At 44.8% G+C, this 19,240-nt stretch carries 17 protein-coding genes, 1 tRNA gene and 1 riboswitch; of the genes, 4 read left to right on the top strand and 14 right to left on the bottom strand.

What is annotated here, in order from left to right:
- Positions 1 to 31: 31 nt before the first annotated feature.
- Together AC1RNB_RS08245 and AC1RNB_RS08240 are read left to right on the top strand one after the other, a co-directional pair.
- The gene (locus AC1RNB_RS08245; protein ID WP_493082192.1) at positions 32 to 2,479 is read left to right on the top strand and encodes a transglycosylase domain-containing protein; all 2,448 of its coding nucleotides are present in this window, start codon (positions 32 to 34) and stop codon (positions 2,477 to 2,479) included.
- 128 nt (positions 2,480 to 2,607) lie between these two features.
- Positions 2,608 to 2,991, top strand: a complete 384-nt coding sequence (locus AC1RNB_RS08240) for a hypothetical protein (RefSeq protein ID WP_493082191.1) — start codon at positions 2,608 to 2,610, stop codon at positions 2,989 to 2,991.
- Positions 2,992 to 2,997: 6 nt separating this feature from the next.
- On the opposite strand, the gene porQ is transcribed toward AC1RNB_RS08240, so the two are convergent.
- From porQ to AC1RNB_RS08190, 10 genes are all read right to left on the bottom strand, one after another.
- A complete protein-coding gene (gene porQ, locus AC1RNB_RS08235; protein WP_493082190.1) occupies positions 2,998 to 4,026 on the bottom strand; it encodes a type IX secretion system protein PorQ in 1,029 nt (342 codons plus the stop codon).
- A 167-nt stretch (positions 4,027 to 4,193) separates the two neighbouring features.
- Complete coding sequence (gene lon, locus AC1RNB_RS08230; protein ID WP_493082189.1) at positions 4,194 to 6,596, bottom strand: endopeptidase La; 2,403 nt, start codon at positions 6,594 to 6,596, stop codon at positions 4,194 to 4,196.
- Positions 6,597 to 6,797: 201 nt separating this feature from the next.
- On the bottom strand, positions 6,798 to 6,977 hold the full coding sequence (locus AC1RNB_RS08225; RefSeq protein WP_493082188.1) for a hypothetical protein: 180 nt from the start codon (positions 6,975 to 6,977) through the stop codon (positions 6,798 to 6,800).
- A 79-nt stretch (positions 6,978 to 7,056) separates the two neighbouring features.
- Complete coding sequence (gene der, locus AC1RNB_RS08220) at positions 7,057 to 8,370, bottom strand: ribosome biogenesis GTPase Der (protein WP_493082187.1); 1,314 nt, start codon at positions 8,368 to 8,370, stop codon at positions 7,057 to 7,059.
- A gap of 136 nt (positions 8,371 to 8,506) precedes the next feature.
- On the bottom strand, positions 8,507 to 9,379 hold the full coding sequence (gene era, locus AC1RNB_RS08215) for a GTPase Era (RefSeq protein ID WP_493082186.1): 873 nt from the start codon (positions 9,377 to 9,379) through the stop codon (positions 8,507 to 8,509).
- 470 nt (positions 9,380 to 9,849) lie between these two features.
- Positions 9,850 to 10,437: a hypothetical protein gene (locus AC1RNB_RS08210; RefSeq protein WP_493082185.1), complete on the bottom strand. Its 588-nt coding sequence runs from the start codon at positions 10,435 to 10,437 to the stop codon at positions 9,850 to 9,852.
- Positions 10,438 to 10,454: 17 nt separating this feature from the next.
- Complete coding sequence (locus AC1RNB_RS08205; RefSeq protein ID WP_493082184.1) at positions 10,455 to 10,892, bottom strand: hypothetical protein; 438 nt, start codon at positions 10,890 to 10,892, stop codon at positions 10,455 to 10,457.
- A gap of 2 nt (positions 10,893 to 10,894) precedes the next feature.
- Positions 10,895 to 11,230, bottom strand: a complete 336-nt coding sequence (locus tag AC1RNB_RS08200; protein WP_493082183.1) for a hypothetical protein — start codon at positions 11,228 to 11,230, stop codon at positions 10,895 to 10,897.
- A gap of 379 nt (positions 11,231 to 11,609) precedes the next feature.
- A tRNA-Met gene (locus AC1RNB_RS08195) sits at positions 11,610 to 11,681 on the bottom strand.
- A gap of 55 nt (positions 11,682 to 11,736) precedes the next feature.
- Positions 11,737 to 12,468 (bottom strand): head GIN domain-containing protein, encoded by a 732-nt coding sequence (locus AC1RNB_RS08190; RefSeq protein WP_493082182.1) that lies wholly within the window; start codon positions 12,466 to 12,468, stop codon positions 11,737 to 11,739.
- Between the two features lie 84 nt (positions 12,469 to 12,552).
- Positions 12,553 to 12,667, top strand: a riboswitch (TPP riboswitch).
- Positions 12,668 to 12,724: 57 nt separating this feature from the next.
- Between AC1RNB_RS08190 and AC1RNB_RS08185 the strand changes: the two genes are divergently transcribed.
- Positions 12,725 to 15,106 (top strand): TonB-dependent receptor, encoded by a 2,382-nt coding sequence (locus AC1RNB_RS08185; protein WP_493082181.1) that lies wholly within the window; start codon positions 12,725 to 12,727, stop codon positions 15,104 to 15,106.
- A 130-nt stretch (positions 15,107 to 15,236) separates the two neighbouring features.
- Here the strand turns inward: AC1RNB_RS08185 and AC1RNB_RS08180 are convergent, their stop codons facing one another.
- The 4 genes from AC1RNB_RS08180 to AC1RNB_RS08165 all read right to left on the bottom strand — a co-directional run bounded on the left by AC1RNB_RS08180 (position 15,237) and on the right by AC1RNB_RS08165 (position 18,105).
- On the bottom strand, positions 15,237 to 15,545 hold the full coding sequence (locus AC1RNB_RS08180) for a rhodanese-like domain-containing protein (protein ID WP_493082180.1): 309 nt from the start codon (positions 15,543 to 15,545) through the stop codon (positions 15,237 to 15,239).
- A 25-nt stretch (positions 15,546 to 15,570) separates the two neighbouring features.
- Positions 15,571 to 16,404 (bottom strand): PASTA domain-containing protein, encoded by an 834-nt coding sequence (locus AC1RNB_RS08175; RefSeq protein WP_493082179.1) that lies wholly within the window; start codon positions 16,402 to 16,404, stop codon positions 15,571 to 15,573.
- Between the two features lie 78 nt (positions 16,405 to 16,482).
- Positions 16,483 to 17,463 carry a D-alanine--D-alanine ligase gene (locus AC1RNB_RS08170; RefSeq protein ID WP_493082178.1) on the bottom strand — a complete coding sequence of 327 codons (981 nt, stop codon included), beginning with the start codon at positions 17,461 to 17,463 and terminating at the stop codon, positions 16,483 to 16,485.
- A gap of 294 nt (positions 17,464 to 17,757) precedes the next feature.
- Positions 17,758 to 18,105, bottom strand: a complete 348-nt coding sequence (locus AC1RNB_RS08165) for a 4Fe-4S dicluster domain-containing protein (RefSeq protein ID WP_493082177.1) — start codon at positions 18,103 to 18,105, stop codon at positions 17,758 to 17,760.
- A 60-nt stretch (positions 18,106 to 18,165) separates the two neighbouring features.
- Between AC1RNB_RS08165 and AC1RNB_RS08160 the strand changes: the two genes are divergently transcribed.
- Positions 18,166 to 19,164: an acyl-CoA reductase gene (locus AC1RNB_RS08160; protein ID WP_493082176.1), complete on the top strand. Its 999-nt coding sequence runs from the start codon at positions 18,166 to 18,168 to the stop codon at positions 19,162 to 19,164.
- The last annotated feature ends 76 nt before the right edge of the window (positions 19,165 to 19,240 follow it).

Raw genomic sequence — 19,240 nt, 5'->3', positions numbered from 1 at the left:
CCGCCGAAACATACATTTCATCTCAGCAGTTATGACGAAGTCTGTAAAAACATTCTGGAAGATCTTTTGGGGAGGGTTCGCTTTTGTTATCCTCTTCCTGCTCATGCTCAACTGGGGCTGGATCGGCGATATGCCATCGATAGATGATATTGAGAATCCTTCTGCCTCACAGGCCAGCCAGGTATTTGCAGATGATGGTACCCCGATGGGTAAATATTATATTGAAGACAGGGTAAACGTGTTAACAAGGGATATCAGCAAACACGTGGTAAATGCGCTGGTAGCTACAGAAGATAAACGGTTTTATGACCATAGCGGTATCGACGGTTTTTCTTTGATGCGCGCCTTTCTTTATCTTGGCAGTGAGGGCGGTGCCAGTACCATCACCATGCAAACGGCCAAAAACCTGTTTACCGAAAACTGGAGTACCAAGAATTTTATCCTCCGCAGTATCCAGAAATTAAAGGAAGTGATCATTGCGGTTAAACTGGAAAGGAATTTCACCAAGGAAGAGATCATCACTTTATACCTGAACACGGTGGCGTTCAGCGATAATGTGTACGGTATCCGTAACGCCTCCAACACTTTTTTCCAGAAAGAACCCGACAGGGTGAGTGTGGAAGAAGCCGCTGTACTGATTGGAATGATCAACGGTCCCGGTATCTACAACCCCCGTACCAATCCCCGCAGGGCGCTCGAAAGGCGGAACCTGGTATTGAACCGCCTGGTAACCAAGGGTGATCTTACGAGTGCTGAAGCAGAGATCCTGAAACGCAAACCGATTGACCTGCATTACACCAAACTGAACGAGAACAATGGTCTCGGTCCCTACTTCCGGATGATACTGGGAGAAGAAATGAAGAAATGGTGCAAAGAGCATAAAAAGAACAATGGCGATAACTACAATCTGTATCGCGATGGATTGAAGATCTATACCACCATTAACCCACGCATGCAGTTGTATGCCGAAGAAGCCGTGGCCAAACACATCAACTACATGCAGAAGCTCCTGAACAGCCAGGAGAATATCAAAAAAGGAACGGTATGGAAGGGCTATGAAAATGTGATCGAAGCTGCGGCTAAACAAAGCGACCGCTGGCGCAACCTGAAGAAGGAAGGAATGGAAGAGGATGAAATCCGCAAAACCTTTGACCAGAAAGTGCCCATGCATGTGTTTGCCTGGAACAATGCGCGTGGAAAGGATACGATCATGACACCGATCGATTCCATCAAATACCACCGCCAGATGTTACAGGCCAGTTTTATGGTCATGAATCCGCTGGATGGACAGGTAAAAGCATGGGTAGGAGGTATTGATTACAAGACTTTTAAATTTGACCACGTTAATATCAATACCAAACGCCAGATAGGTTCTACCATGAAACCGCTGTTATACAGTCTGGCCATTGAAGAAGCCGGTTTTACACCCAATACCATTGTGTACGACCAACAGCAGAGTTTCGGCGGTTATGGCATGGTACCCGCTACCACCAAAACCTGTACCGGTGCCACTATGCCCATGGCGTTGGCATTGGCCAAATCAAGAAACTGTGCTACGGCCTATGTGTTGAAACAACTGGATAATAACGGTAATGAGGGCGCCAAAAGATTAATAGAATTTCTGCGTAAGTGTGATTTCACTTCCAATATACCTGCCTACCCTTCTATCGGCATCGGTGCCGTTGAATTATCGTTGATCGAAATGATGCAGGGATACAGTATGTTCCCTGGTCGCGGCTTTAATGCCAAACCCATGTACATCACCCGTATCGAAGACAGGAACGGGAATGTGCTCGCTACTTTTACGCCTCACCGCAAAGAAGTGATCAGCGATGTAACCGCTTATTCTGTGATCAAAATGATGCAGGGGGTTATGACCAACGGAACCGGTGCCGGTATCTGGGGTTATGATGTACCGGGTGATATGGAAATAGCCGGTAAAACAGGTACTACCAACGATAACAGTGATGCCTGGTTCATGGGCTATACACCGCAATTCCTCGCCGGTGGCTGGGTGGGTTGTGATGACCGTTTTATCCGCTTTAATACAGAAAGTAAAAACGGGGAAGGCGGACGGGCCGCCATGCCGATCTGGGCCTATTTCATGGCCAAAGCAGCTGCCGACCCCAACTGTGGTATTGATACCAAACTCACATTTGTGAAACCGGATGGAGTGAATGATATCAATATCGATTACAGCAATGGCGGTGTTCCGGTACTGGGTGGTGAAGTGGAAGATATGGGTACCGGTGCTTCTACTGATTATGGAGTACCTGAGAAAATAAAGATCGAAGACATTGTACCAGAATCGCAACTGGAAGATGGCAAACCAGTGGTAAAACCGGTTACGCCAGCCACTACGGATCCAAAAGAAAAAGACACCAAGAAACCTGGCGATAAACCTCAGGCCCAACCTGCTGCTCCTGTTAAAAAACCTGCAGTATTAATGCCACCCAAGAAAACAGGAACCGGTAAATAAATAAAAAATAACTGTGCCCTTGTGCCTTGGTGTGAGCATAATCACACCAAGGCACAAGGGCACAGTTTTTGGGGGCGGGCAACAGAACTGCCCTCAGGGGTATCTTATCCTGCATATAAGTCATGCAGATGAAAAAGAATTATTTCTACTTCCTTTCGCTGTTTGCGCTCCTGTTCGTAATGGCTTCCTGCCGCAAGGATATTTCGGAAAGAGAAATGCCCGCAGAGATCAGGATCGATAAAACAATCATGGCGGGGGCAGATTTCTGGCTGCCACTGGCACCCTATGGTGATGAAGGAGATTGGGCAAGCCTGCTGGAGAAAGGAACCAATTATACCATCAGCCAGCTGGAAAACGAATCAGACCAGTTCTCCTATGTTTATCACTACCAATCCAACCCTGCTTATAAGGGTGAAGAAAATATAAGCCTGGCCATCAGCCAGGATCCCGGCAACAGAAAACCCTGCCGGAACGATTCTACTTTTATTTACCTGCACCTGACCGTGCAATAAACGATCCTACATATCGCGACCGCTCCAGTTCAGGTTGATCGAAAACTGGTGAAAGAGATTGCGCTGGTACAATCCGGTTGCATAACGGATATGTACGCGACGAAGAAAAATACCGGTACCGAATGTGAATCCGTTTAATCCACTGGACAGGTTATAGGCATTCAGGTCCTGCCGCCGTTGAAAATTAATGCCTGCATCCAATTCTAGTTTTTCGTGCAGAAATACCTGTGCAGAGAAAACCAGGTGTGAAAATATTTTCTGCACAGTACTGTTAGCCGCATACCCAATCTCCCCTTCCGAAGCACGGAAACTGGTATCGTTGTAATAGCTATTCAGTTGCTGCAAATGATGGGCTGTTACAGAAAACTGTAAAGGTGCGTTGGCTAAACGTTTGGTAACCCCGACCTGCAGATCAAAGGGAAGTTCTTCTTTGCGGTTGCTGCCATCGTAGGTCTTTACCTGTGTACCCATATTTTTTGCCACCATACTTACCTGCAATTGGTTCAGCGAATCGTAATAACTCACCCCCACATCAAAAGCCAATCCGGAAGAACGGTATTGTCCATAATTGGAATGGATATATTTCATGGTCAATCCGTACCGGAAATAATCTTTGTACCGTCGGCTGGCCATTACCTGCACTACATAATCTACCGGTCTGAAGCTACCCAGTATCATGCCCGAGGCATCGGTTTGGGTAATCGTTCCATAATCAAAATAATTAGTGCCAGCTGCAATGGTGGTTTTGGCTTCTGCCAGTTGCCAGGCACCGGTGAAACTGTAATTCCGGATCCCGGCCAGAAAGGAATGAAAGGAAGCATTCATTTGCTGGTGCATGCTTTCGCGCAATAAAGCGGGGCTCTGAAACGACATGCCCACATCCTTACTGATGGCCGAAATATTATACCCGCCCAGCGCAGCCACCTGCGCCGTATTGGGTTGCGATAAAAAATGAAAAACAGCGTTCCCGCCCAGCGTTTGCCCGGAAAGCCATTGCACACAGATGGTTGTCAATAAAGTGAGGTAAAAACGCATGGGCTGAATTCTCTGTAAATCTAAGGCAAGATGCCTGTTTCCGAGAGGGCAAAAAAAATCCCCCACTTGCTGGGGGATATAGTATCCTAAAAACCGGCAACATGAAGTGATGCCGTTAGTCTTATTACAAAAGATTCTGCATTTGGTTTTGGGAAACCCCTCTTTTTTTATACCAGAGCCAGGTCTATTACCTGCTGCATGGTTTTTACATAGTGAAACTGAACACCTTTGATAAAGCTGCTTTCAATTTCATTTACATCTTTTTCGTTCTGCCAGCAGAGAATGATCTCTTTTAAGCCCGCCCGCTTGGCAGCCAGGATCTTTTCCTTGATCCCCCCCACCGGCAATACCTGTCCACGTAAAGTGATCTCTCCTGTCATGGCCAGGAAAGGTTTCACTTTCCTGCCGGTGAAAGCTGAAGTGAGAGAAGTTAACATGGTGATGCCCGCACTCGGACCATCTTTCGGCACAGCCCCTTCCGGCACGTGCACATGGATATTTTTCTTCGAGAAAAGTTCCGGATCCACACCCAGTTTTTTAGCATTGGCCTGCAGGTAGCTCAACGCAGTAGTGGCACTTTCCTTCATTACATTACCGAGGTTACCAGTCAGTTTCAGTTCTCCTTTACCATCGCCCAGTATGGTTTCAATGAATAAAATATCGCCCCCAACATAGGTCCAGGCAAGCCCAACGGCCACACCCGGCATATTGGCCGTTTTATAGATCTCGTTACTGTATCGGGACTGTCCCAGGATTTTTTCTACATCCTGTGCAGTAACCGTTGATTTCACTTTGTTCTTCATCGCCAGTTCCTTGGCCTGGTAGCGCATGATGCTGGCCAGTTGCCGGTCTAACTCACGCACACCACTTTCGCGGGTATATTGTTCAATGATCTTTTCGAGTACTTTATCACTGATCTTAAAATTCACTTTGGCCAGTCCATGTGCCTCTTTCTGTTTGGGCAGCAGGTGGCGTTTGGCGATCTCTACTTTTTCTTCTACCGCATAGCCACTCAGGTCAATGATTTCCAGCCTGTCGCGCAGGGCGGGTTGTATGTTCTGAAGGTTATTGGCGGTAGCGATGAAGAGTACCTTACTCAGGTCATACTCCAGTTCCAGGTAGTTATCGTAAAAAGTATGGTTCTGTTCGGGATCCAATACTTCCAGCAAAGCAGAAGAAGGATCGCCACGCATATCGCTCCCGATTTTATCGATCTCGTCCAGGATCATCACCGGGTTCGATGATTTGCATTTGCGGATATTCTGGATGATGCGGCCAGGCATGGCACCGATATAGGTTTTCCGATGCCCACGGATCTCACTTTCATCATGTAATCCACCCAGACTTACCCGTACATATTTCCTACCGATAGCATGTGCGATGGAACGGCCCAGCGATGTTTTACCGATACCCGGAGGGCCGAGAAAACAAAGAATCGGACTACGCATATCGCCTTTCAGTTTTAATACGGCCAGGTATTCGAGAATACGGCTCTTGATCTTAGCCATGCCGTAATGATCGGTATCCAGTACTTTTTTGGCATTCTTCAGATCGTAATTGTCTGAGGTATAATCTTCCCAGGGGAGATCCAGCATCAGGTCCAGGTGATTGTACACCACCGAATAATCCGGCGTGGTAGGATGCATCCTTTCCAGTTTCTCGATCCCGCTTTTGAACAGATTTTTCGCAGCTTCGGGCCATTTTTTGCCCTCCGCTTTTTTCTTCATTTCGTTGATCTCGCGCTCATTGGTATCGCCGCCCAGCTCGTCTTTGATACTCTTCAGCTGTTGCTGCAGAAAGTAATCACGCTGCTGTTTATCAATCTCCGTTCTTGTTTTATTGGTTACCTTATCTTTCAGCTCGGCAAACTGCAGGTCGCGCTGCAGAATAAAGACCAGCCGTTCTGCCCGCTGGTGCACATCATTGATCTCGAGTAGGGATTGTTTTTCTGTGAGGTCACTGTTCAGGTTACTGCTCACAAAATTGATCAGGAAGGCAGGGTTCTCGATATTCTTTAAAATAATGGAAGCTTCTGTGGGCAGGTTGGGCGATAACTGAATAATCTGGGTAGCCAGGTCTTTGATACTGCTGACATAGGCATTAAAATTCTCGTTCTCGGGCACTTCATCATCGGCCAAAGTGCGGATCGCTGCTTTGAAATACGGGTCCTCACCGGTCATTTCGAGCAACTCAAATCGCTTTTTTCCCTGGATGATGATAGTTGTACCGCCATCAGGCATTTTGATCAGCTTCACAATCCGCGCCACCGTACCTATTTTACATAAATCGCCGGGGGCCGGCTCCTCTACATTGGCATCTTTCTGTGCCACTACACCAATCAGTTTATCCAGCTTATAGGCATCGTTCACCGCTTTGATACTCTTATCCCGCCCTACCGTGATCGGCAGTACCACGCCAGGAAATAGTACCGTATTACGCAATGGCAGAATGGGTAAACTATCAGGGATCACAATATTTTTGTCCTGCTCACTATCATTCTCATTGATCGGGATGATCGGCATGAAATCCGTATCCTCGTCCGACCGGAAAAACATTTTATCTGTCGTCATACTTTTTTTCTTGGGTCAAAATGTCACATAGCCACTACAGCCCTGCGCTTAGATCAGTCGGTAAAAATAAGTCAATATTGATGCCATCGGCCCCTAAACGGTCATTTTGGTACAAACTGGCACAAAAAAAATCCTCCCGGTAAACCGGGAGGACCTTCTTGCAAGAAGTAATATTCAGTAACCAAATACTTGAATTACGTATTACTTTTTAGTAGTATCAGCTGCAACTTTGGTAGTGTCAGCTACGGCTGTAGTGTCCATAGCAGCTTTAGTTGTGTCAACTGCAGTTGCAGTGGTATCAGCTGCAGGAGCTGCATTTTCACCAGAGTTACAAGCAGCCATGAAGCCGGCTACTGCTAAGATTGCGAATACTTTTTTCATTTGTACTTGTTTTTTTGAGTTTTTAATGGCGGCAAAGATAGTAATCCAGATTTATTTTTCAAATTTTAACACATATTTTTTATTTCTTTCTAAAAAAGATCCTGATAGGCACCCCTTTGAAATTAAACTTCAATCTGAGCTGGTTTTCGAGGTAATTCCGGTACGGGGTCTTGATATCATCCGGATAATTGGTGAAAAAAGCGAAAGATGGTACCGGAATCGGCAGCTGGGTTACATATTTGATTTTTATTGAATTTCCCCTCACCACCGGTGCATGGTAGGCGGCCACGGCTGCCAACATGGCTTCGTTCAGCTTGGCGGTAGGCACTTTGCGCTGGCGGTTCTCGTACACTTCCAGTCCCAGTTCAATGGCTTTGAAGATCCTTGTTTTCTCTTTTACGGAGATAAACAGGATGGGCACATCAGTAAACGGCGCCAGTTTCTGTTTCAGGGCTTTTTCGTAATCACGGGCGGTATTGGTGTCTTTTTCTACCAGGTCCCACTTGTTTACAAGTACCACTACCCCCTTGCCCTTGCGCACGGCCAGGCTGAAAATAGTGATATCCTGGGCGGTGATGCCTTTATGGGCGTCCAGCACGATCAGACACACATCCGCATCATCGATAGCTTTGATGGCCCGGATGATGGAATAGAATTCCAGGTCTTCCTTTTCCTTGCTTTTTTTACGGATCCCGGCCGTATCAATCAGCATGAATTCTTTCTGGAACAGGTTATAATGGGTATGGATGCTATCGCGGGTGGTTCCTGATATATCACTCACAATGGTTCGCTCCTGACCAATCAGGGCATTCAGCAGGGATGATTTACCCACGTTCGGCTGACCGATGATCGCAAACTTAGGCAGCCCGCTGTCTTTCATCGCCGTTTCTACATCTTCTGCGGTTATGGGTTCGGTAACTGCATCCAGCAGTTCGCCGGTGCCGCTGCCGGAAATACTGCTGATAAAGAAATTATGTTCGAAACCCAATGAATAGAATTCAGTGGCTTCCAGTTCACGGGTACCATTGTCTACTTTGTTCACCACTACGTACACCGGCTTATTACCGCGGCGCAACATATCGGCCATGGAATCGTCCAGATCGGTGATGCCGGTGGCCACATCCACCATAAAAATGATAGAATCTGCTTCTTCAATGGCAATACGTACCTGCTTACGGATCTCCGTTTCAAAAATATCATCGCTGCCCGGTACAAAACCACCGGTATCGATCAGGTTAAATACCTTCCCGTTCCAGTCGGCCAGTCCGTACTGCCTGTCACGGGTTACCCCGCTGATATCATCCACAATGGCTTTCCGCTGTTCCAGTAAACGGTTAAATAAAGTACTCTTTCCCACATTGGGCCTTCCCACGATGGCTACTGTATAACTCATAGTTGTTGTATTATATTCAAAAATGTAAACGTTGATTTAATTAGTAATTAGAAATTAGTGTGAGTAATGTTTAACTACTAACCTACCACCCGTCTATTCAATTTTTAATTGTTAATTGTTAATTTCTAATTTTTAATTACTTATATCCGTATTCCTTCAACTGCAGATCATTGTCTCTCCATTTCGGTCTCACTTTTACAAAGAGTTCGAGGAACACTTTCTGCTGGATAAATTCTTCAATATCTTTTCTCGCCATCATACCGATCTGTTTGATCATGCTGCCCTTATCGCCGATGATGATGGCTTTCTGGGTTTCCCGGTTTACGATGATATCTGCCTGGATCTTGACCAGGGATTCCTTTTCCTTGAACTCATTCACCATAACAGCGGTATGGTAAGGAATTTCATCGCCGAAGAGCTGGTAGATCTTTTCGCGGATCATTTCTCCCACAAAAAATTTGGTGGGCAGATCGCTCAGGTCGTCTTCGCTGTAAAAGGGTGCTGCTTCCGGCAGTAAAGCCAGGATAGCATCCAGCAATTTGTTCAGGTGTACTTTCTGCAGGGCAGATATTTTTACGATCTGTTTGCAGTAGCTTTTGCCGGCAAAGAATTTTTCTGCCTCCGCAATTTTTCCGTTGGCGGCTTCATCAATTTTATTCAATACCACCAGGCAGGGAACTTTGAGGCGTAGTGATTGAAAAATAGTATCCACTTCTTCCAGGTTCTCATTGGCATCTACGATCAGCAGGGCCACATCTGCATCTTCCAGGGCGCTTTTCACAGAATCCATCATCCGCTGGTGCAGTTTGTATTTGGGATCGATGATACCCGGGGTATCGGAAAAGATCACCTGGTATTCGCCGGGTTTATTCAGGAATGCCTTGATGCGGTGACGGGTAGTCTGCACTTTGGACGATACAATCGCCATCTTCTCCCCGATCAATGCGTTGAGCAGCGTGCTTTTGCCTGCGTTGGGACGACCGAATATGTTTACAAATCCTGCTTTCATATCATCCGTATTGGGAACATCCGGTTAAAGGAAGTCCATGATTTTAAACCCTGTTAGTATTTCCGGAAAATGAAGGGAGACAGGCAGTAGCGCACCCATTATATGGGGTCTGCCAATGGTAACCGCGTGTAGCCGGTATCTCACATTCAGTATCCAGAGTAGCCTCTAGCCGAACAAAAAAGCCTTTTCTGGCTTTTCACAAGGGTAATTAAACCCTTTTACATTATTTCGATGCCTTACAAACGACATCTTTTATTAAAATCAAAGGCCTCAAAACGAGGCCCTGGTTTATTTTGTTGCGAGGGAAGGGAGTGAATCTTGAACGTTCATTCCTCCTACCTGATTGATTGTCAAATATTTTGAATTCGACTAAACAATTACATAAAGCTAATTTATAAGATCTACTTAAGTTTAATAACAAACCGTTCTTATTGTAAAGATATGCTTTTACCATTTAATATTCCTAAATACTAAAGTGATGCCGGATTAGCGACAGTATCAATTTGCCCTTCAATAATGTTTGGGTAACAAAATAACTTGATTAATTCAAGTCGATAATTGCCTTTTAATTGGGAAATTATAGCATTCCCTTTCGTAAGAATAGTGTTTTTTGAAACCCAATCATCATATGTAATTATATGTTCTTTTGTAACTTTTTCTCCCGCCTCCTCACTAACATAAACATGTTTAATAAGGATTTCGCTATGAGAATATTCACACTCCTCCGGGGCATGTTCTATAACGCAAGAAAGTGTGTGCCATCCTTCTTGGATTCCTTTATCTCTCTTCTCAACACTAACACTTAATCTCCTTACATCTTCGACAACAGCAAATTTATAATCATTACCAATGGGCGGTTCATTAGATTTTATAACATCTTCCTCTTTAATTATTAAAGACCACTTACAGGATATTGCAGTAAGTGTATTTGGAAATTTTACAGGATTGTCTTTAGTTTGAACCGAATATAACCGATGATCATTTAAATACTCGTCAGAAGAATATTTAGGCCTATTATTTCTATGTAAATAATCGGGAATAGATTCAGGACATGGCATGATTTAATTCTTCGGTTTTATAATTTTCCGGCCAACTCCTGAGCGTTAATATTTCCAATAAAAGGGAAGTACTCATTGTAAGAATCGCTTCTATTAGCTGAGATAAATAGAAATTCTATATTGCCCTCATCATCAATAATAATGTTCTTGAAATCCCCATTAGAGCTAGTGTAAATTAGGGCTTCATTATCGCCAGTTTTAGATATAGTCAATTCTTTACCTAATAGAATTGCATGTTCAATAATGTCATGAGCTATATCTAAAATAGCTTCCTTCTCAAATTTCAACTCTTTATAAACACTCTCAAATTGATTAAACTTGGTAGTAGCAGCGTTGAAATTGTACAAATTTGATGCGGTATTGGAGTTAAATATTGTACCTATAACTAAAGCTTCTTCATAAACATATGAAGGCTGAGACATATATACAGTTTCAATTTTATTAGCATCATTCATAGTCATTTATCTTTTTTGTCAGATAAAACATTTTTACTCCAAGAATCCTGAATAGTCTTTATGTCCTCAATTTCATGGCCTAACCCCTTTTCTATATTTGCAATAACTCCAGAAAGAGTTTTATGTAAATTTTTCAAAGCCGGAAAAGACATAAATACAGCAGCAGTTGGAGTTGCACCGATTTGAGTAATAATTGTGGCATCAGTTAACGAATGAGCCAACAAAAAACCGTTAGCGAAAATTTTAGGAATCTTCTCATTAGCTATCACCGTGTCGAAATCAAGTTTATCTGGCAATATAGGGGGAACTTGAATTATATTTTGTTGATTATCAGCCATTTTATAATAATTTACTCTGAAAATTAAGACACTTTTTTTAATTTCTCGTAATGATTATGTCAAAATAATGATAATAACGGGACTATAGATTTTTTCAATGGGATTTTAGACATTTAACTCTATAAACACCAAATTTCTTTACGATCAAGATTTAAATCATATTAATCAACCTACAGGTTTAATATAGTCTTAATGCATTGATATTTAAAGACAACTGCTTTTTCAGTAAAAAATAGATATTGTCAAACGCACTTGGATAGCAATATCTAATAAAAAGGAAAATGAAAAACTTTAGATCAATAGAAATTTAAAGAAAACGCATCAGGATTTTCTAAAAAAGAATGCAATTATTTGACAATCAAATAATTGCATTTTAAAGTTGCGAGGGAAGGGATCGAACCTCCGACCTTCGGGTTATGAGCCCGACGAGCTACCGCTGCTCTACCTCGCGATGTTTGGAGTGCAAAAGTAGGGGTACGGAGCTTAGTAACCAAATGTTTGTTGAATTAATCGTCGGAACGCTTCTTGATAGAAGCCCCTCCGCTACTGCTGATATCCCTGATCAGACCGGTTCCTTTGTAATAAATGGTGCTGCCACCACTGGCTACCGCATTCAGTTCCTTGTTCACCGTGATCCGGATATTGGAGGCACCGCTGGCATCAATCTTACACATATCGGCCGATAATTCATAGGCTTTGATATTGCAGGCACCGGAAGCATCCATGAACAGGTTATCTGCCTTACCACCTACCCTTACGTTGGAGGCTCCGCTGGCACTGAGTTGGAATTTCTCGAGTACCACTTCCCCGCTGAAATCGCTGGCACCCGACATTTCCATTTTTAATTCCGTTTGGCGGATGGGATCGGTGGCCCTTACATTACAGGCACCGGAAGCTTCCAGTTTATCGAGGGTTTTATAGGTTACATAGGCTTTCATCTTGTTATTGCCCCAAACTTTCCAGTTCAGGCCCTTGGCATCGAAATAAATGTGCAGGATGCCGGAACGCACTTCGGTCCGGATCCGGGACTTGATCTCATCCGTATTGCCACTGATGGCCACGGCCTCAGCATTGCCCTGGGAAATATACAGGTCGATGGCGCCGGATACTTCGATCCCGGTAAAACCGCTCACATTCCTGACCTCGGCATTGGCATCCACCACCAGGTTCTTTTCGTTCTGCGCCCGGGTGGTAAAAAAGCCCAGCAGTAAGATGACTGCAATAGAAATCCGCTTCATGATTGGGGTATTTTTCAGTGTAACGACGTTCTGCTGATAAAGTTACAGTTGTGAGAGATTTCCCGAATCCCTATTTTTGTGCCAGATCATTCCTCGGGGTGCTGTCTGTTATGTGTGCACGCATAACTGTACGGCTGAGATAATACCCGTTGAACCTGAACAGGGTAATTCCTGCGAAGGGAAGGTGTACATTTTTCCTGATACCTCTCCGTTAGCTATTCCCTGTTCCCATTATTAACTTTTTAAAGCAAAAAACATGAAAAAGTTTTTGGGAACAACGATGTTGACATTATTGACCATCATCGCCCTTGCACAAACCGGTAAGCGCCTGCTACAGGGCACCGTAAGAGAAAACAATGCACAAACCCCGGTTGCCGGGGCCTCTGTAAGACTGGGCAACCGGCAAACCCTGACCAACGAAAAAGGGCAGTTCCGTTTCGAAAGCACCACTAGCGGACAATATGAACTAACCGTAAACAGCCTTGGGTTTGCCATATATACCCAACGCGTCACAGTAGCGGCTGCAGACCTGCAACTTGACATCCGCTTAACGGCCACCAGTCTTTACCTGCAACCCCTCGAAGTTAAATCGCTGCGGGCCTCAGACCGGGCACCTTTTGCGAAAGCTAACCTGACCAAGGAACAGATCACAAAAAATAACCTGGGGCAGGATATTCCTTTCCTACTTGACCAGACCCCTTCTGTAGTAGTTAATTCAGATGCAGGTAATGGTGTGGGTTACACCGGCATCCGCATTCGCGGCAGCGATGCCACAAGGGTAAATGTGACACTGAACGGTATTCCTTATAACGATGCAGAAAGTATGGGCACTTATTTTGTAGATCTGCCCGATTTTGCCTCTTCTGTCAACAGCATCCAGGTGCAAAGAGGTGTGGGAACTTCTTCTAACGGCGCGGGGGCTTTTGGCGGTACCATTAACCTGGCTACCAACGAATACAATGAGAAAGCCTACGGCGAGTGGAACAACAGTTTCGGCTCGTTCAACACCTGGAAAAACACGCTGAAAGCCGGTACCGGTTTAATTGACGGTCATTTTACAGTAGATGCCAGATTTAGCCGGATCAACAGCGATGGTTATATACAGCGGGCCAAAAGTGATCTGCAATCCTTTTATGTAAGTACTGCCTATCTCAATAAAAGATCATCCCTGCGGCTGAATATCTTTTCCGGAAAAGAAAAGACCTACCAGGCATGGTATGGTGTACCGGAAAACCTGCTCAACACAGACCGCACCAATAACCCGGCAGGCACAGAAAAAACAGGAACACCTTACGATAACCAGACAGATAACTATACCCAAACCCATTACCAGTTATTCTTCAATCATTCCCTCAACAGCCAATGGTCTTTGAATACAGCCGCTTTTTTAACGAGGGGGAAAGGCTATTACGAAGAATATAAAGCCGATCAGTCTTATGCCAAATATGGCTTACCCAATGTAGTGGTGGGTGGCGCTACAGTTAGCAAAACAGACCTGGTAAGGCAGCGCTGGCTGGATAATTATTTCTATGGACAGATCGCTTCCCTGCAATATAAAAACAGTAAGGATGAACTCACTTTTGGTGGCGGCTGGACCAAATACGACGGCCATCATTTCGGCAATATAACCTGGATGCAAACCGGTACCGTTTCGAAAGACTATCGCTACTATAATTACCCGGCCACCAAAACTGATGTGAATATTTATACCAAATGGCAGCACCAGGTAAGTACCCATTGGGTAAGTTTTGCCGATCTGCAGTACCGCCATGTAAACCACGATATGAAAGGTTTCCAGGGCAACCCTACGCTGTTTGTGAACAGAAGTTTCGACTTTCTCAATCCCAAAGCGGGCATTACCTATACCAACAATGGCTGGCAGGCTTTTGTCAGTTATGCACTGGCTCGCAAAGAACCCAACCGGGATGATTTTCAGGCAGGTGTTAAAAGTCAGCCGAAAGCAGAAACCCTGCACGATATAGAATTGGGTATTGAAAAAAGAAACAGCCGTTTTCATGCCGGGGCCAATATCTATTACATGTATTACTATAACCAGCTGGTCTTAACCGGACAGATCAACGATGTGGGATCGTATACACGCATCAACATCCCGCACAGTTATCGTTTGGGAGTTGAGTTGCAGGCAGGAGCCGTGCTGACCCCCTGGATCAATGTAGCGGCCAACCTTGCGATCAGTAAAAATAAAGTGGCTTCTTTTATTGAGTACATTGACAACTGGGATACCGGCGATCAGAATGCAGTAGCACACAAGAACACAAATATCTCTTTCTCCCCTTCAGTGGTGGGTGGTGCCACCATTAACCTGCAACCCACACAATCATTCGAGTTGAGTTTTATCAGTAAATATGTGGGCAAACAATACATGGATAACAGCCAGCAGGAAAACCGCAAACTGAATGCCTATTTCATACAGAATATCCGCGCATCTTACAGCATCAAGAAATTGTTATTCAAAGAATGGAATATCATTGGTCAGGTAAATAACCTCTTCAACAAAAAGTATGAGCCCAATGGATATACCTACAATTACATCTACAATAACAGCCTCAGTACCGAAAACGGCTACTACCCGATGGCGGGAACGAATTATATGGTGGGGGTGAATATACGAATGTAGAACAGATGAACAGATGAACAGATGAACAGATGAACAGATAAAAAACGAATGGAGAACGGATGAAAATTGTTGAGTCAATCAATTTAATGTTCGTCTGTTCCTTCTTCGTCTGTTCATCTGTTCTATTTTTCTACTTCCCAATCCTCTCCTGCCAGGCCAGCATGCCGCCGGTTACGTTTACCAGGTTTTTGAAACCCATGGTTTCGAGAATGAGGCAGGCCTGTCCACTGCGGTTGCCGCTGCGGCAGTAGACATAAACGGTATCGTCTTTCATGTCTTCGATCTCATCTACCTGCATGGTCTGCACTTTGCCCAGTGGTAATAAAAGTCCACCGATATTAAATTCGGCATGTTCATGAGGTTCTCTTACATCTACAAGGTGAATAGATTCTCCTGTATCCAATTTTGCTTTCAGTTCTTCTACAGTAATGGTTTGCATGTTGGGTATATTATAGGTTGTATGATCAGTTTTTGGGTGCGTTGCTTACAGTATCCACAGCTGGTGCGGTTGGTCCGATATAAAGATCCATTACCTGTCCCTGGCGCATTTTATTGGGTATCCGTAATCCATCTATGCCGATCGAGTCGGTTAATACATCCGGCATCTGTCTGATTACAAAAGCGCTGGCGGAATCTTTGATAGGGCCCATGGCAACAATAGAACCGATAGTAATACTGAGGGTGGTTAAATAATTCCTGGCTTCATCCAATGTCATGCCTACAATATTCGGTACATCCATTTCGCCTCCACCCATACCGCTACCCAGTACAAAACTGATGACAGTACCAATGGGGATTTTTGTACCCGGTTTAATAGGCACATTATTGAGTAACTGTTCCAGCACCGCATTGCGGGCGATATCGGGTTTATAGCTGACTTCTCCCATCTTCAAACCCAGACTCTGCAGGTACATTTCGGCACTCTTTACAGAAAAACCTGCCAGGTTGGGCATTTCTACCTGTGGGGGGATAGTGCGGTTGATGGTTAAATAAATGGTGCGGCCATGTTTTACGGTAGCATCGGCTTCGGGCGACTGGCGGATCACGGATTGTTTGGCGACCGTGTCTACATAAACGGAATCCTGAATCACCACATCAAATCCCCGGTCTTCGAGAATTTTTTGCGCCGCCAGTGCATTCTGTCCGGTAACCGCCGGCACTTTTTCATATTTCCCGAAACCGGTGATCCACGAAAGGGAAGCAAAAAACAGCAGCACCAGTATGATGATGATACCCAGTGCGGCGAGGATATTAACCCACAGCGGTTTGGAAGTAATATATTTATGAATGAACGACATCTTGTACTTACGGATTATTCAGTGATTAAGAGAGGAAGATAAGTTAATTCCAAAATTCCTCCACCCAAAATCTGAAAATTAACTAAATGCCTGCTCTATCACTGCTGAATAAAAATCCTTTAGTGTCCAGCCCATGGCTTTCACCTGCTGGGGTATCACACTGGCTTCGCTCTGGCCTGGAACGGTATTCACTTCCAGCATATAGGGTTGGGCGGAGGCTGTGTGATAAATAAAATCGATCCTCACTACTCCACGGCAATTCAGTACTTCATAGGCTCTTTTGGCAGCTGCTTCCAGCTGGTTCTTCATACCATCATCGATCAATGCCGGTGTAGTTTCTTTACTTTTACCCTGGTATTTGGCTTCAAAATCAAAGAATTCATTGTTGGTCTCTATCTCGGTGATCGGCAATACCATGATCTCTCCTTTGTTTTTGAACACACCAATGGTAAACTCCCTGCCGCTGATAAATTCTTCGATCAGGATCTGATCATCTTCTTTAAAGGCTTTCTCCAGTGCCGGTGCCAGTTCTGCGGCCGTATTTACTTTACTCATACCAATACTGCTGCCGCCGTTATTGGGTTTTACAAAAACCGGCAGGGTTAACTGGGCCAGGATAGCTTCAGGGGTAAGGGGGGTATGTTTAAAAAGATGTAATGATCTGGCTACGTTGATACCACCAAATGCGGCTACGGCCACTGTGTAACGTTTATTGAAAGTTAACGCAGAAGTGGCAGCATCACAGCTGGTGTACGGCAGGTGCAGCATATCAAAATATCCCTGCAGTTTCCCATCTTCGCCGGGGGTACCGTGAATGCAGAGTAATACCGCATCGAAATTGATTTTACTGCCATTATCAATTATAGAAAAATCATCGCGGTTCACTTTCGATTTCTCACCGTTAACGGGTTCGTACCACCAGCCTTCGGGGTTGATGTCGATACGGTATACATCATACTTCTCCCTGTCTACATTATTTCCTACTGTAATGGCACTTTTATAACTGATCTGTGCTTCTCCACTCAATCCGCCGGTTACCAGGGCGATGCGTTTTTTCATATTGCTGATTTGTGGGCAAATATAAGTAGCAATGAGTGAATGAGCGAATGAGTGGATGAGTGAATGTTAATGAGAGAATGATAGGATTTGAAAAGAGATAGGGTTTAAAAACAAAAAGGTGAAGAAACGCCTTGTCTCTTCACCTCACGTTGACGGGAAATATCACCCGCCGTTACTGGTTGTTGCCGTTTAAAAGCAACAATTATTAATACTGCGATTAATAACTCTAAGATACACCGGTCACGAGCAAAATGCAAGTTTTTGGTGTTAAAGTTTAGCACATCGGAATGTGCATTAGATGTGTAATTTCCCTTTCTTAGCCAGCAGTGACTCTACGGTTTCCTGATACATTTCATCAGGCACACAGCAGTCTACCGGACAAACAGCAGCGCACTGGGGTTCTTCGTGGAAACCCTGGCACTCGGTGCATTTGTTAGGTGTGATGTAATAGGTATCTACACTGATCGGCGCAAAACGCTGGTCAGTACTTACTACCGTTCCGTCTAACAGGGTGAAATCGCCTTTTACAGTGGTTCCATCGGAGATAGACCATTCAACACCACCTTCATAAATAGCATTGTTGGGACATTCGGGCTCGCAGGCTCCGCAGTTGATACACTCTTCTGTAATTTTGATAGCCATACAAAATGGGTTTGTTGGGTTAGTGATTCTACATTTGCATATCAAAAATACGGCTGAATAATGATTTTACAAGAACGAATTATATTGTTGGGCAGGCTGGGCCAATATATGCTGGAGGCATCTGAGGAATGGCAGGAACTAAAAGACCGCGCCTACCGCGAAAACCAGTGGTTCATCCCTGAATTTGTAGACAGGTCTGTCGAAAATATCGCCCGGCAATTCCTGAAGCCGTCATTTTTGCAGGACTGGGCCGCCGCTTACCAGGTGCCCGAGCGGCAAGCCCATCCCAAAAACGTAGGGGTAGTCATGGCCGGGAACATACCACTGGTGGGTTTTCACGATTTTTTATGTGTATTTGTGAGTGGGCATATTGCCACCCTGAAAACCTCTTCCAAAGATGAAGTGCTGATCAAACATCTCGTGAAAAAGCTGTACGAGTGGGACCCGGCCGTACAGGACGAGGTATCGTTTGCCGAACGGCTGACGGGCTGCGATGCCTATATTGCCACCGGCAGCAATAATTCCGGACGTTATTTTGACTACTATTTCGGCAAATACCCCCATATCATCCGCCGTAACCGCACGTCCGTAGCTATTCTGGACGGCACCGAGACCCCGGAAGAACTGGCGGCACTGGCCGATGATATACAGCTGTATTTCGGATTGGGATGCCGGAATATTACCCAGCTGTATGTGCCACAGGGATACGATTTCATCCCCCTGCTGGATGCACTCCGGAAATATGAACATTTCATGGATTTCCACAAATACAAACACAATTTCGACTATCACCTGGCCCTGCTGATCATGGGCAATAAATACTACATGAACAATGATACGGTGGTGATGACGGAAAATATATCCCCTTTCTCGCCGGTAAGCCAGCTGCATTACCAGTATTACCAAAACCCTGCGGAACTGACAGGCCTGTTACAAGGAAATCCGGATATCCAGTGCGTGGTAGGTCATGGCCAGATCCCTTTTGGGCAAGCGCAAAGCCCCCGACTGACAGATTATGCGGACGGAGTGGATACGATGGCGTTTTTGGTGGGGCTATGAAGTGAGTAGTGAGTGGTCAGTAGTGAGCAATCAATAGGAAGATACGGCCATAGCCTACTGACCACTCACTACTGAC

The sequence above is a fragment of the Sediminibacterium sp. GW821-FHT12F12 genome (genome assembly GCF_058806635.1).
This window is presented reverse-complemented; position numbering and strand designations above follow the sequence as displayed.